This window comes from Streptomyces sp. MMBL 11-1 (assembly GCF_028622875.1).
GTDB lineage: Bacteria > Actinomycetota > Actinomycetes > Streptomycetales > Streptomycetaceae > Streptomyces.
In genome coordinates, this window is the sequence record NZ_CP117709.1 from 3268450 (window position 1) to 3281722 (window position 13273).

At 72.2% G+C, this 13273-nt stretch carries 14 protein-coding genes; 9 read left to right on the forward strand and 5 right to left on the reverse strand.

Annotation, left to right across the window (positions count from 1 at the left end; genetic code table 11):
- Positions 1–40: 40 nt before the first annotated feature.
- Positions 41–1063 carry an SAM-dependent methyltransferase gene (locus PSQ21_RS14055; protein ID WP_274030843.1) on the forward strand — a complete coding sequence of 341 codons (1023 nt, stop codon included), beginning with the start codon at positions 41–43 and terminating at the stop codon, positions 1061–1063.
- A gap of 86 nt (positions 1064–1149) precedes the next feature.
- Complete coding sequence (locus PSQ21_RS14060) at positions 1150–2292, forward strand: NADH-quinone oxidoreductase subunit D (protein WP_274030845.1); 1143 nt, start codon at positions 1150–1152, stop codon at positions 2290–2292.
- 76 nt (positions 2293–2368) lie between these two features.
- On the opposite strand, the gene PSQ21_RS14065 is transcribed toward PSQ21_RS14060, so the two are convergent.
- From PSQ21_RS14065 to PSQ21_RS14080, 4 genes are all read right to left on the reverse strand, one after another.
- Entirely contained in the window at positions 2369–3448 is a 1080-nt protein-coding gene (locus PSQ21_RS14065) for a hypothetical protein (protein WP_274030846.1), read from the reverse strand.
- A gap of 141 nt (positions 3449–3589) precedes the next feature.
- Entirely contained in the window at positions 3590–4561 is a 972-nt protein-coding gene (locus PSQ21_RS14070) for an ABC transporter substrate-binding protein (protein ID WP_274030847.1), read from the reverse strand.
- An 84-nt stretch (positions 4562–4645) separates the two neighbouring features.
- On the reverse strand, positions 4646–5320 hold the full coding sequence (locus PSQ21_RS14075; RefSeq protein WP_097867746.1) for an ABC transporter permease: 675 nt from the start codon (positions 5318–5320) through the stop codon (positions 4646–4648).
- 3 nt (positions 5321–5323) lie between these two features.
- The gene (locus PSQ21_RS14080) at positions 5324–6085 is read right to left on the reverse strand and encodes an ABC transporter permease (RefSeq protein WP_274030848.1); all 762 of its coding nucleotides are present in this window, start codon (positions 6083–6085) and stop codon (positions 5324–5326) included.
- A gap of 197 nt (positions 6086–6282) precedes the next feature.
- Between PSQ21_RS14080 and PSQ21_RS14085 the strand changes: the two genes are divergently transcribed.
- The 7 genes from PSQ21_RS14085 to PSQ21_RS14115 all read left to right on the forward strand — a co-directional run bounded on the left by PSQ21_RS14085 (position 6283) and on the right by PSQ21_RS14115 (position 12572).
- The gene (locus PSQ21_RS14085; protein ID WP_274030849.1) at positions 6283–7476 is read left to right on the forward strand and encodes an ABC transporter ATP-binding protein; all 1194 of its coding nucleotides are present in this window, start codon (positions 6283–6285) and stop codon (positions 7474–7476) included.
- A 192-nt stretch (positions 7477–7668) separates the two neighbouring features.
- Positions 7669–9498, forward strand: coding sequence for a phosphatidylglycerol lysyltransferase domain-containing protein (locus tag PSQ21_RS14090; protein WP_274030850.1), 1830 nt, complete (start codon positions 7669–7671; stop codon positions 9496–9498).
- Between the two features lie 23 nt (positions 9499–9521).
- Positions 9522–10382 (forward strand): dihydropteroate synthase, encoded by an 861-nt coding sequence (folP, locus tag PSQ21_RS14095; RefSeq protein WP_443334389.1) that lies wholly within the window; start codon positions 9522–9524, stop codon positions 10380–10382.
- Positions 10379–10852, forward strand: coding sequence for a nuclear transport factor 2 family protein (locus PSQ21_RS14100; RefSeq protein ID WP_274030851.1), 474 nt, complete (start codon positions 10379–10381; stop codon positions 10850–10852). The genes folP and PSQ21_RS14100 overlap by 4 nt, the downstream gene beginning before the upstream one ends.
- Positions 10853–11042: 190 nt before the next feature.
- Entirely contained in the window at positions 11043–11402 is a 360-nt protein-coding gene (gene folB / locus PSQ21_RS14105) for a dihydroneopterin aldolase (RefSeq protein WP_274030852.1), read from the forward strand.
- Positions 11399–12010 carry a 2-amino-4-hydroxy-6-hydroxymethyldihydropteridine diphosphokinase gene (gene folK / locus PSQ21_RS14110; RefSeq protein WP_097867753.1) on the forward strand — a complete coding sequence of 204 codons (612 nt, stop codon included), beginning with the start codon at positions 11399–11401 and terminating at the stop codon, positions 12008–12010. Before folB ends, folK begins: the two co-directional genes overlap by 4 nt.
- 73 nt (positions 12011–12083) lie before the next feature.
- On the forward strand, positions 12084–12572 hold the full coding sequence (locus PSQ21_RS14115; protein ID WP_274030853.1) for a DUF3180 domain-containing protein: 489 nt from the start codon (positions 12084–12086) through the stop codon (positions 12570–12572).
- 65 nt (positions 12573–12637) lie between these two features.
- Here PSQ21_RS14115 and folE read toward each other — a convergent pair whose 3' ends face one another.
- Positions 12638–13243, reverse strand: coding sequence for a GTP cyclohydrolase I FolE (folE, locus tag PSQ21_RS14120; RefSeq protein ID WP_274030854.1), 606 nt, complete (start codon positions 13241–13243; stop codon positions 12638–12640).
- Between the last annotated feature and the right edge of the window lie 30 nt (positions 13244–13273).

Sequence of the window (13273 nt, forward strand, 5' to 3'; positions counted from 1 at the left end):
GGTCCTGGGACCGTACTCCCCAAGGTGGAGACTTGCCTGTGTGACGGTCGAGTGGTGTGGGTGGCGGGAGGCGGCTCAGGCCGCTCTGTACGGAGATGAGGGCTTTTACCGCAGCCCTCTGCGGAGTCCGGAGGGGCCGGCGGGCCATTTCCGTACGTCGGTCCACGCCTCGCCCCTCTTCGCGGCGGCGGTGGCCCGGCTGCTGGCCGTAACCGCCCGGGAGCTGGGCACCGGCACGGTCGCGCTGGTCGACGTCGGGGCGGGGCGGGGCGAGCTGCTGACCGGGGTGCTGGCCGCACTGCCGCGAGGGCTGGACGTGACCCCGTACGCCGTCGAGGTCGCGGACCGGCCCCCGGGTCTGGACCCCCGGATCGAGTGGTGCGCGGAGCCGCCCCCGGGCGTCACCGGGCTGCTGTTCGCCAACGAGTGGCTGGACAACGTCCCGGCCGAGGTGGCGGAGGCGGACGCGGACGGCGTCCCCCGCTATGTCCAGGTGCGGACCTCGGACGGCGCGGAGCGGCTCGGCGGTCCGGTGACCGGGGCGGACGCGGCGTGGCTGGAGCGCTGGTGGCCGCTGACCGCGCCGGGCGAGCGGGCGGAGATCGGCCGCCCCCGGGACGCGGCCTGGGCGCGGGCGGCGGGCTCGCTCGCCGCCGGTCTCGCGGTGGCGGTGGACTACGCCCATGTACGGGGCGCCCGGCCGCCCTTCGGGACGCTGACCGGATTCCGGGGCGGGCGCGAGGTGCGTCCGGTGCCGGACGGCTCCTGCGACCTGACCGCGCATGTGGCGCTGGACGCCTGCGCGGCGGCGGCCGGGCACACGGGCGCGGAGCTGACCGACCAGCGGACGGCGCTGCACCGGCTGGGCGTCGGCGGCGACCGGCCGCCGCTGAGCCTGGCCGCCACCGATCCGGCGGGCTATGTACGGGCGCTGGCGGCGGCGGGCGAGGCGGCGGAGCTGACCGCGCGCGGCGGCCTCGGCGACTTCGGGTGGCTGGTGCACCGGGTGGGGCCGGAACGCGGGGACCGCCCCGGCGCGGTGGGGGCGGTCAATCGCGGGTGACCGCCCCGGTGTGGTGACGTCAGGGAATCCCGACGTGGTGACGTCAGGGAATCCCGACGTGGTGACGTCAGGGAATACTGTCCCGCATGACGGAGACGACGATCGGCATCGGCGGAGCGGCGGAGAGCACCGACATGGTGCTGAACATCGGTCCCCAGCATCCCTCGACGCACGGGGTCCTCCGGCTGCGGATCGTGCTGGACGGCGAGCGTGTGCGGCACGCGGAGCCGGTCATCGGCTATATGCACCGGGGCGCGGAGAAGCTCTTCGAGGCGCGTGACTACCGGCAGATCGTCATGCTCGCCAACCGTCACGACTGGCTGTCGGCGTTCTCGAACGAGCTGGGCGTGGTGATGGCCGTCGAGCGGATGCTCGGCATGGAGGTCCCCGAGCGCGCGGTGTGGGCGCGGACGCTGCTCGCCGAGCTGAACCGGGTCCTCAACCACCTGATGTTCCTCGGCTCCTACCCCCTCGAACTCGGCGGCATCACCCCGGTCTTCCACGCCTTCCGGGAGCGCGAGGAGCTCCAGGCGGTGATGGAGGAGGTCTCCGGCGGGCGGATGCACTACATGTTCAACCGGGTCGGCGGGCTCAAGGAGGACGTCCCGGCGGGCTGGGCCGGCCGGGTCCGCGACGCCGTCGCCTCCGTCCGCTCCCGCATGGACGTGTACGAGAACCTCGTCCTCGGCAACGAGATCTTCCGGGGCCGTACGCGCGACGTGGGCGTGCTGTCCGCCGGGGCGGTGCACGCGTACGGGGTGTCGGGGCCGATCGCCCGAGCCTCGGGCGTCGACTTCGACCTGCGGCGCGACGAACCGTATCTCGCGTACGGGGAGCTTCAGGACACCCTGAAGGTCGTCACCCGGACCGAGGGCGACTGCCTGGCCCGCTTCGAGTGCCTGCTGGAGCAGACCCTCAACTCCCTGGACCTGGCGGACGCCTGCCTGGACCGGATGGCCCACCTGGCGCCGGGGCCGATCAACCAGCGGCTGCCCAAGGTGCTCAAGGCGCCGGAGGGCCACACCTACGCCTGGACGGAGAACCCGCTCGGCGTCAACGGCTACTACCTGGTGTCCAAGGGTGAGAAGACGCCCTACCGGCTGAAGCTGCGCTCCGCCTCGTTCAACAACATCCAGGCGCTCACCGAGCTGCTGCCGGGCACCCTGGTCGCCGACATGGTGGCGATCCTGGGCTCGCTGTTCTTCGTCGTCGGCGACATCGACAAGTAGGCGTCGGCGACACCGGCAGGCCAAGGGCCCCTGTGCCTTCTCCTGAGAGGGCGTCCCCTCCGGAGGCCGCGCCCTCTCAGGAGACCGCGCCGCGCAGTTCCGCCACCTCGATCTGCTCGGTCTCGTCGTGCGCCGTGAGGTCGATGACCTTGCCGACGGCCCGGGTGTCCACAACTCCCGTGCGGTGGGCGGCGAGCGCCTCCTCACCGACGACGTCCGCGAGGTCCTCGTTCTGCACGGACTCGATCACGGCGTCCGCCTTCTCGGCATTCCGAGGGTGCTGGGCGTGCTGGGCGCCGAAGAAGTCGAAGTTGCCCTGGGGGGCCAGATGGCGGCGCGCGGCGTACGGGACGACGGCCGAGGCGGCCTCGATCGCGCGCGGCGGGGACACCGGCGCGACGGAGGCCGGGGCCTCCACGCTCGGGAGCGCCGGGGCGGGCGGGGTGGTGGAGGGGCGGCGGTGCTGGTGGTCCCGGTGCTCGCCCGTCCCGGGGGCCGCCGCGTGCTTCCCCCGCGGGCCCTCCGTCTCCGCGTCCCGGTGCCGGCCGTCGACGGCCGCCTGACGCCGGCGGACCGCCTCCACCGTCCGGCGGGTCTCCTGGAGCGCCGCGTTGCGCGTGAGGTTCATCAGGGCCTCGTTCGCGCGCCGGTACGACTCGGGGGTCGGTGTGGACCGCGCGGGCAGCAGCTCCTTGGGGGCCGCGGCCTCGATGGCGAGCTGCCGGCGGCCCTCCAGCGCACTGGCCCGCTCGGTCTCGGCGTTGGCGTAGCGGCGCAGCAGTCCGGCGTGCTCCCCGCGCAGCCCCGCGAGCTCGACGCGCTTGCGGCGGAGCTTGGTCTCCAGACGGGTGCGCAGCGCGCGCGACTCCTCCAGGTCCTGCTCCAGCTCGGCTATCCGCTCCTCGGCCCGCCATTCGTCACTGGCGCGGGCCCGGGTCAGCTCGGCGACCCGCAGCCCCGCCGCCCGGTCCCAGCTGCGCATCAGATACGCGCCCGTGACGGCGGCGGCCGCCACGGCGGCCACCAGGGCGCGCAGGGCCAGGGGTTCGGCCAGGAGCCAGGCGCCGGCGGCACCGACGACCGACACTCCCGCCACCACGGAGGGGGGCAGGATTTTGTGGAGGGGCGGCGAATGGCGGTGGCGTCCACGTGGCATGGCCTGAAATTTACCGTGTGTACGGGCCGCTTGGGGGGCCGCCCGGCAATCTGTTCCCCGCCGGTTACCTCGCGGCCCCCCAAAGGTCCTCCGCCCGGCCCTTTACCCGGTGTTCGAGCACCACTGCTCCGGGATCGAGCACTACTTCTCGATCAGGTCCTTCGACTCCAGATACGCCTTGGCCACATCGGCCGGCTTGGCGCGCTCGGCGTCGACCTTCCGGTTCAGCTCCGCGAGATCTTCCGTGGTGAGCGTGGAAGTGAGCTTGCCGAGGGCGTCGGCGATCTCCGGCGCACCCGCGTCCTCGGCATTCAGAACGGGAAGGACGTTGTCCGCGTTCTGGAGCTTCTTGTCGTCCTCCAGGAACACCAGTCCGTCCAGCACCGCGTCGGTGGTGGTCGTCAGGACCAGCTGGACCTTGCCGTCGCGAACGGCCTGCTTGGACTGCGGAGTGCCGACGCCCTTGGGGTCGATACCGGTGACGTCGATGCCGTACGTCTCCTTCAGACCGGGTGCGCAGAACGGCCGCACCTCGCACTCGTCGCCCGCCGCGATCTTGACCTTGATCTTCGACTTCCCCAGATCGGAAAGTGTCGTGAGGTTGTTCTTCTCGGCGAATTCCTTGGAGACCGCGAAGGCGTTCTGGTCGACGGCCTTCCCCGCCGGAAGGACCTTGAGCCCCAGCGGCTCGGCGAGCTTTTCCAGCGCGGCCACCGTGGCGGCGGCGTCACCGGAGGCCACGGGCTCTGCCTGGGCCTTCTTGGCCCCGTTGACCTTGGCGTTGAGGAATTCGGCGATGGTGGCGGCGTACTCCGGTACGACGTCGATCTCGCCCTTCTCCAGCGACGGCTCGTACAGCTCACGGTTCTTCACCGTGGTGACCGAGGTGCTGTATCCGGCGTCGCCCAGGATCTGCGCGTACAGCTCGGCGAGCACCTTGGACTCGGTGAACGAGGCCGAGCCGACGACCAGGGAGCCCTTCTCGCCGCCGCCGGCCGAGGAGCCCGAGCCGCCCTTCTCCTTCTCCAGGCTGTCGCCGCCGCAGGCCGCGAGCGACCCGGCCAGCGCCACCATGCCGACGACCGCTCCGGCTATCCGCGATGTCCTGCTCATATGCGTTGTTCTCCGTCCGAACAGAAGAAAAGTGACCAGAAGTAGAGTGACCAGCTGAAAGTTGGCCGGAAGACAGGCGCGCCCTCACGCGGGGCGGCGACGGCGCAGCGGCGACAGCAGCCGGTCCAGGCCCACCAGCGCCCCTTCCACCAGCAGGGCGAGGCCGGCGACCAGGACGGCGCCCGCGAAGACCTGGGCGGTGTCGTAGGTGTTGAAGCCGGCGGTGATGATCCGGCCGAGACCGCCGAGGCCGACCATCGCGGCGATCGACGCGGTGGCCACGACCTGGACGGCGGCGGACCGCAGCCCGGTCATGATCATCGGATAGGCGAGCGGCAGCTCGACCCGGACGAAGAGCTGCCCGCCCGACATCCCCATGCCGCGCGCGGCCTCCACCACGGCCCGGTCCACCTCCCGCATCCCGACGTAGGCGTTGGTCAGCAACGGCGGCACCGCGAACAGCACCAACGCGATGATGGTGGGCCAGTAACCCGAGTTGCGCAGGGGCGTGACCATGAACAGGGCCAGCACCGCGAAGACCGGGACGGCCCGCCCCACGTTGGAGATGTTCACCGCGAGCGCACCGCCCCTGCCGATGTGCCCCAGATACAGGGCCAGCGGCAGGGCTATCGCGCAGGCCACCGCGAGGGCGACCCCGCTCACGTACAGATGCTCGCCGAGCCGGTGCGCGGCCCCGCCGTCGCCCGACCAGTTGGCCCCTGTGGTCAGCCAGGTCCAGGCATCGCCGATGACTCCCACGGGTCAGCCCGCCTCCACCTTCGCCGGGGCGGGCAGGCCCGCCGGTCCGCCCGGGCCCGCCCGCCTGCCCCCGGCCGCCTTGGGTGTCCGGGACGGCCGGGATATCCGGGTCCACGGCGTCAGCACCCGCTGGAGGCCGAGCAGCAGCAGGTCCGCCGCCACCGCGAGCAGGACGCACAGGACCGAGGCGGCGAGCACCTGGGCCTTGAAGAAGCTGGGCAGCGCGTCCTCGATGAGATTGCCGAGGCCCCCCTTGCCGACGAGCGAGCCGACCGTGGTCAGCGCGACCGTCGACACGGTGGCTATCCGCAGCCCCGCCATCACCGCGGGCAGCGCCAGCGGGAGCTCCACCTCCCACAGCAGCCGCGCCGGCCCGTACCCCATGCCCCGGGCCGCGTCCCGGGCCTCCTGCGGCACCGCTTCGAGCCCGGCCAGGATGTTGCGTACGAGGATGGTCAGCGAATAGAGCACCAGGCCCGTGACGACGAGCGCGGCCGACAGTCCGAACAGGGGCAGCAGCAACGAGAACATCGCCAGCGAGGGCACGGTGTAGAGCACGGTCGTCAGCCCGAGCACGGGTCCGGCGAACCGCCGGCCCCGACGGGCGAGCAACGCCAGCGGAAAGGCCACCGCGAGCCCGATCAGCACCGAGACCACCGTGATCCCGATGTGCTGCACGGTCGCATCGGTCAACTCCTGGCTGCGGGAGCGCAGATACTCCCCGCAGATCCAGTCGTTCGTCACCAGGCAGTTCTGCTCGGCCATCCGCCCCCCACCTCCTGCTTTCGCCCGTAGTCCCGGATTCCGTCGTTCCGGACCTCGTCGTTCCGGACCGCGGCGGCCCGGATCACCGCCGGATCGAACTGACGACTGGCGAGCCTATCCTCGACCACTGACAATCGCGGAGGCTGTCGTATTCCGGCAACATGCCCTTCACAGAACGCCCTCCACAATGGGGAACCATGATCCGTTTCGAGCATGTCACCAAGCGGTACGCCGACGGCACCACCGCCGTCGACGACCTTTCCTTCGAGGTCGCCGAGGGTGAACTGGTCACGCTCGTCGGACCTTCCGGTTGCGGCAAGACGACCACGATGAAGATGGTGAACCGGCTGATCGAACCGACCGAGGGCGGGATATTCCTCGACGGGGACGACATATCCACCATCGATCCCGTCCGGCTGCGCCGCCGCATCGGCTATGTGATCCAGCAGGTGGGGCTCTTCCCGCACAAGACGGTGCTGGAGAACACCGCGACCGTTCCCCATCTGCTGGGCTGGAAGCGCGGAAAGGGACGCGAACGCGCCGCCGAACTCCTCGACCTCGTCGGACTCGACCCTTCCGTTCACGGCGACCGCTATCCGGAACAGCTTTCCGGCGGTCAGCGTCAACGCGTGGGCGTGGCTCGCGCCTTGGCCGCCGATCCCCCCGTTCTCCTGATGGACGAGCCATTCGGCGCGGTCGATCCGGTCGTCCGCGAACACCTGCAGAACGAATTCCTGAAACTCCAGGCCCAGGTGCGCAAGACCGTGCTGTTCGTCACGCACGACATCGAGGAGGCCGTCCGTCTCGGCGACCGGATCGCCGTCTACGGGCAGGGCCGCATCGAGCAGTTCGACTCCCCCGCCACCGTGCTCGGAGCCCCCGCGACCCCGTACGTGGCCGATTTCGTCGGCGCGGACCGCGGGCTCAAGCGGCTCTCGGTGACGCCCATCGAGGAGAGCGACCTCGACCAGCCGCCGGTCGTCCACCTCGACGACCCGCTGGCCACGGCCACCGAACGGCTCAGGTCCCAGGGGGCGCGCTGGGCGGTCGTCCTGGACAGCCGGGACAACCTCCACGGCTGGATCCCCGCCGACGCGGCAGCCGGCGGCGCGCCGGGCACCGCCAAGGGCGCCGTCCGCGCACACGCCCGCCGGATGGAGGCCTGGCTCCCGCTCGGAGCCCCCCTCAAGCAGGCCTTCGCCACCATGCTCCAGCACGACGCGGGCTGGATCGCCGTCATCGACAAGGAGAGCGAGGGCCGCTTCCTCGGCGTGCTGACCCCCGCCCGGCTGCACGAGGCGCTGCGCCGCTCCATCGACGCCGACGCCCAGGACGTACCGCGCGCCGAGGTCGCCGTGGAGACGGTCGCGACGGTCACCCGGACCACCTGACCAGACCCCTGTGCGGGTGGCGCGTCCGGCCCGGCCCGGGAGATTCCGCAGGTCCCGTACCGGGCCCGATGCGGGAAATTTCCGGAATGTGGGTGAACCCGCGCTCCGCAACCCACGTCCTAGAGGGCGCACATCGTCCGCGGGGCTCCGGCCGGCGGACTCAGGGAATCTCTCGCGAAGCCACGGGAAGCGATGTCTGTCACGCCAGATGGGGATGGTCCGGTGTCGGTTCCGCGGCGCGTCCGCCGGTTGCTCCGCGGACCGCGCCCCGAATCGGTACCGGCGCTCGTCGGTACCGCCTGCACCGCCGTCGGCCTGATCGACATCGCCGCCGGGGTCTTCCCCCGCTTCCGGCACAGCCGGATGCACACCCTCGCCGAGGTGCTCCCCGGGGCGCTCGGCCCGTTCGCCGCCGCACTGTCGCTCAGCGCGGGCATGCTGCTGCTCCTGCTCGCGCACGGGCTGAAGCGGCACAAGCGGCGGGCCTGGCGCGCGGCGGTGATCCTGCTGCCCGCGGGGGCCGTGGCCCAGTTCACGTACCGCCACTCGATCGTCGGGGTGCTCGTCTCCCTGGCCCTCTGCTGGCTGCTGGTACGCCACCGGGACCAGTTCCGGGCGCTGCCCGACCCCCGCAGCCGCTGGCGCGCGCTCGCCAACTTCGTCCTGCTCGGAGCCGGTTCGCTGGGACTCGGGCTGATCATCGTGAGCGTCCACCCCGGCCGGATCCTCGGCGACCCGTCCATCGCCGACCGCCTCCAGCACGTGCTGTACGGCCTGTTCGGCGTCGAGGGGCCCGTCGGCTACGCCGGGCGGACCGGCTGGACCGTGGCCTACTCGCTGGGCGCGCTCGGTCTGCTCACCGCCGTCACCACCATCTACCTCGCCCTCCGCCCCGAACACCCGGCCGCCCGCCTCACCGAGGACGACGAGAGCCGGCTGCGGGCCCTGCTGGAGCGGCACGGCGGCCGGGACTCCCTCGGCCACTTCGCGCTCCGCCGCGACAAGGGCGTCGTCTTCTCCCCCAGCGGCAAGGCCGCCGTCTGCTACCGGGTCGTCTCCGGGGTGATGCTGGCCGGCGGCGACCCCATCGGCGACGTGGAGGCCTGGCCGGGCGCGATCGAGCGGTTCATGGACGAGGCACAGGCGCACTCCTGGGCCCCCGCCGTGATGGGCTGCAGCGAGACCGGCGGTCAGGTCTGGACCCGGGAGACCGGACTCACCGCCCTGGAGCTGGGCGACGAGGCGGTGGTGGACGCGGCGGGCTTCTCCCTCGCCGGACGGGCCATGCGGAACGTACGCCAGATGGTCAAGCGCATCGAGCGCGGCGGATACGAGACCCGGGTCCGGCGGGCGCGTGACATCGGCGAGACCGAACTGGACCGGATCCGCCGCGCCGCCGCCGACTGGCGCGGCACCGACACCGAGCGCGGCTTCTCCATGGCGCTGGGCCGGATCGGCGACCCGGCCGACGGCGACTGCGTGATCGCCACCGCCCACCTGCCCGGCTCCGGTACGGAGGACTCCCCTCACGGCGACCTGAAGGCGGTCCTCCACTTCGTCCCCTGGGGGCGCGACGGCCTGTCCCTGGAGCTGATGCGCCGTGACCGTTCGGCCGACCCCGGCATGAACGAGCTGCTGATCGTCGCCTCCCTCCAGGCCGCGGAGAAGCTCGGCGTCGCCCGGGTGTCGCTGAACTTCGCCATGTTCCGCTCCGCGCTGGCCCGCGGCGAGCGGCTCGGCGCGGGACCGGTGCTGCGACGCTGGCGCGGGCTGCTGATCTTCCTGTCGCGCTGGTTCCAGATCGAGTCGCTGTACAAGTTCAACGCCAAGTTCGAGCCCCGCTGGGAGCCCCGCTTCGTGGTCTTCCGCACCAGCCGCGACCTGCCCCGCATCGGGATCGCGGCGATGCGGGCGGAGGGCTTCGTGAACCTCTCGCTGCCCCGCCCGTTCCGCCCCCGCCGCCCGCGCCCGTGCGGCCACACGCTCCAGGGCGCCCAGGAGCACGACGTACGCGCGGCCTGACGGACACCGCCTAGGCTGGTGGTATGAGTACGTCACGCACGCGGGGCACGGTCCGAGGACTGCCGGAGTGGGACCGCTGCGCGGTCATGGGGGTCGTCAACGTGACGCCCGACTCCTTCTCCGACGGCGGCCGCTGGTTCGACACCACGGCCGCGGTCAAGCACGGCCTGCACCTGGTGTCCGAGGGCGCGGACCTGGTGGACGTGGGCGGTGAGTCGACCCGCCCCGGCGCCAGCCGGGTGGACGAGGCCGAGGAGCTGCGCCGGGTCGTCCCCGTCGTGCGGGGACTGGCCTCCGAGGGCGTCACCGTCTCCGTGGACACCATGCGCGCCCGCGTCGCCGAGCAGGCCGTCGCCGCCGGGGCCGCCCTGGTCAACGACGTCAGCGGCGGCCTCGCCGACCCGGACATGATCCCGGCGGTCGCCGCCGCGCGGGTCCCGTTCGTCGTGATGCACTGGCGCGGCTTCAGCGAGTCGATGAACAGCCGCGCGGTGTACGAGGACGTGGTCGCCGAGGTCCTCGACGAGCTGCGGCAGCGGATGGACGCGGTGGTCGCCGGCGGCGTCGACCCCGAGCGCGTCGTGATCGACCCCGGCCTCGGCTTCGCGAAGGACGCCTCCCACGACCTGTCGCTCGTCGCGCACCTGGCCGGCCTGCACACGCTGGGCCGTCCGCTGCTGGTGGCCGCCTCCCGCAAACGTTTCCTCGGGCACGTCCTGGCCGGGCCGGGCTCGGCCCCGCCGCCCGCCCGCGAACGCGACGCGGCGACCGCCGCCGTCTCCGCGCTGGCCGCGTCGGCGGGAGCCTGGGCGGTCCGGGTCCACGAGGTACGGGCCACCGCCGACGCCGTCCGCGTCGCCCGCGCGGTCGAGGGAGCCGCGTGAACGAGGAACACGCACAGGCCGCCGCCGACATCGCGGAGGTCGAGGCGGCCAACACCGCCTTCTACGAGGCGCTGGAGCGCGGCGACCACGACGCGCTCGCCGAGCGCTGGCTGCCGGGCGAGGACCTCACCGTCTCCTGCGTCCACCCCGGCTGGCCGGTGCTCACGGGCCGCGGCGACGTGCTGCGCAGCTACGCCCTGATCATGGCGAACACCGAGTACATCCAGTTCTTCCTCACCGACGTCAACGTCTCGATGAGCGGCGACACCGCCCTGGTCACCTGCACCGAGAACATCCTCAGCGGCGGACCGGCCGAGGAGGGCGACGCGCTGGGCCCGCTCGTGGGCCAGCTGGTCGTCGCCACGAACGTGTTCCGGCGCACCGCCGACGGCTGGAGACTCTGGTCCCACCACGGATCGCCCGTCCTGACCGAATCCGATGAGGACGACGACAAGGAAGCACCCTCCTGAGTGGGTACGGGACCGGGAGGGGTTGGAACCGGTGACCACCGGGTATGGGCGGCTACCAGCCCGGTGAGGCGCGGTCCCCGGCCCCCGCGGGCGAGCACCGCCGGTGCTCGCAGGTAGATTCGGAAGAAGGCACCTCGTCGCCCGCACGCGGCCGGGTGCCTCTCGACCAACGACAGCAGGAGTGATTCGCGTGGATCGTGTCGCGCTGCGCGGCCTCAAGGCCCGTGGGCACCACGGTGTCTTCCCCCGGGAACGGGAAGAGGGCCAGACCTTCATCGTCGACCTGGTGCTCGGCCTCGACACCCGCCCCGCGGCAGCCACCGACGACCTGTCCCGCACCGTGCACTACGGCGTGGTGGCCGAAGAGGTCGTCGACGTGGTGACCGGCGAACCGGTCGATCTGATCGAGACGCTCGCCGAGCGCATCGCCCAGCAGTGCCTCAAGCACGAAGGCGTCCAGGAGGTCGAGGTCGTGGTGCACAAGCCGGACGCTCCGATCACCGTCCCCTTCGACGACGTGACCATCACCATCACCCGGAGCCGATCATGACCGCATTTTCCACCGAAGGGCAGAGCGACCCGACCGTACAGCCGGTCCCGACCGCCGTCGTCCGGCAGGTGGACGCCGCCGACGTCACGCTCTCCAACCCCAAGATGGCCGTGATCTCCCTCGGCTCCAACCTGGGCAACCGGCTGGAGACCCTCCAGGGGGCCGTCGACGCCCTGGAGGACACCCCGGGCCTGAGGGTCAAGGCCGTCTCCCCGGTGTACGAGACGGAGCCGTGGGGCGTCGAGGCGAACTCCCAGCCCTCGTACTTCAACGCCGTCATCCTCGTGAAGACGACGCTGCCCCCCGCCTCCCTGCTGGAGCGCGGCCAGGCCGTCGAGGAGGCCTTCGACCGGGTCCGCGAGGAGCGCTGGGGCCCGCGCACCATCGACGTCGACATCGTGGCGTACGCCGACGTCCTCTCCGACGACCCGGTGCTCACGCTCCCCCACCCGCGCGCCCACGAGCGGGCCTTCGTCCTCGCCCCCTGGCACGACATCGACCCCGAGGCCCAGCTGCCCGGCGCCGGCCCGGTGGCCCAGCTCCTCACCGAGGTCGGGCGGGAAAGCGTCCTGCCCCGCGCCGACCTGGAACTGCGCCTGCCGGAGTAATCGTTAGGCTCGACGACGGTGGTCCGGCGCACGGCCGGACCGGGCACAGGCGGCGCGAAGGGCGGCTCACTCGGTGAAGCAACTACGGCTCGGGGTACTGGCGGGCCTCTTCGCCGCCGCCGGTGTCCTCTCCTGGGGCGGGGCCCGCCTGTGGGACTCCTTCGGCACCCTGCCGAGCGTCCCGCTGGCCGCGTCGATCGTGCTCGCCGTGATCGCGGCGATCCTCCTCGCGACCGCCCTCTCCACCCGCGCCCGCCTCCGCGCCCAGCGCGAGCGCCGCCCCGGCGCCAAGGGCGTCGAGCCCCTGTTCGCGGCGCGCGCGGTCGTCTTCGGCCAGGCGAGCGCCCTGGTGACCGCCCTGGTCGCCGGAGTGTACGGCGGCACCGGCGTCTTCCTCCTGGGCCACCTCGACATCCCGCCCCGCCGCGACCAGGCCATCTACGCCGGCGCGGCGGTGGTGGCCGGCATCGCGGTCATCGCGGCCGCCCTCTTCCTGGAACGCGTCTGCCGCCTCCCGGAGGACGGCAACGACCACGACGGCACGGGCGCGGCAGCGGCGTAGGCGAACACGGGCGCGGCAGCCGCTCCCCGCTGCTGCCGCGCCCGTTTCGCGCGTTCGGGAGAGCGTCAGCGCGCCATGATGAGGCTCATCGCCTCGGCACGGGTCGCGGGGTCCCGGAGCTGGCCGCGCACCGCAGAGGTGAGAGTCTTCGCCCCGGGCTTGCGGATGCCCCGCATGGACATGCACATGTGCTCGCACTCGACGACGACGATGACTCCGCGCGGCTCCAGGATCGACATGAGGGACTCGGCGATCTGGGTCGTCAGCCGCTCCTGGACCTGCGGGCGTCGGGCGTAGACATCCACCAGCCGCGCCAGCTTCGACAGGCCGGTGATCTTGCCGGTGGAAGCGGGGATGTAGCCGACGTGCGCGACACCCCTGAACGGCACCAGGTGGTGTTCACACGTGCTGAACACCTCGATGTCCTTGACCAGGACCATCTCGTCGTGGCCCAGGTCGAACGTGGTCGTCAGGACGTCCTCGGGCTCCTGGTAGAGGCCCGCGAATATCTCCTTGTACGCCCGCGCCACCCGCCCCGGCGTCTCCCGCAGGCCCTCGCGGTCGGGGTTCTCCCCGACGGCGATCAGCAGTTCGCGTACGGCCGCCTCGGCACGCTTCTCGTCGAATTCGCCGATCGAACCCTGGCCGTCCAGCGTCACCGGGTCGGTCATCTGTGCCTCGTTCCTCTGTGCTGTCCCGTG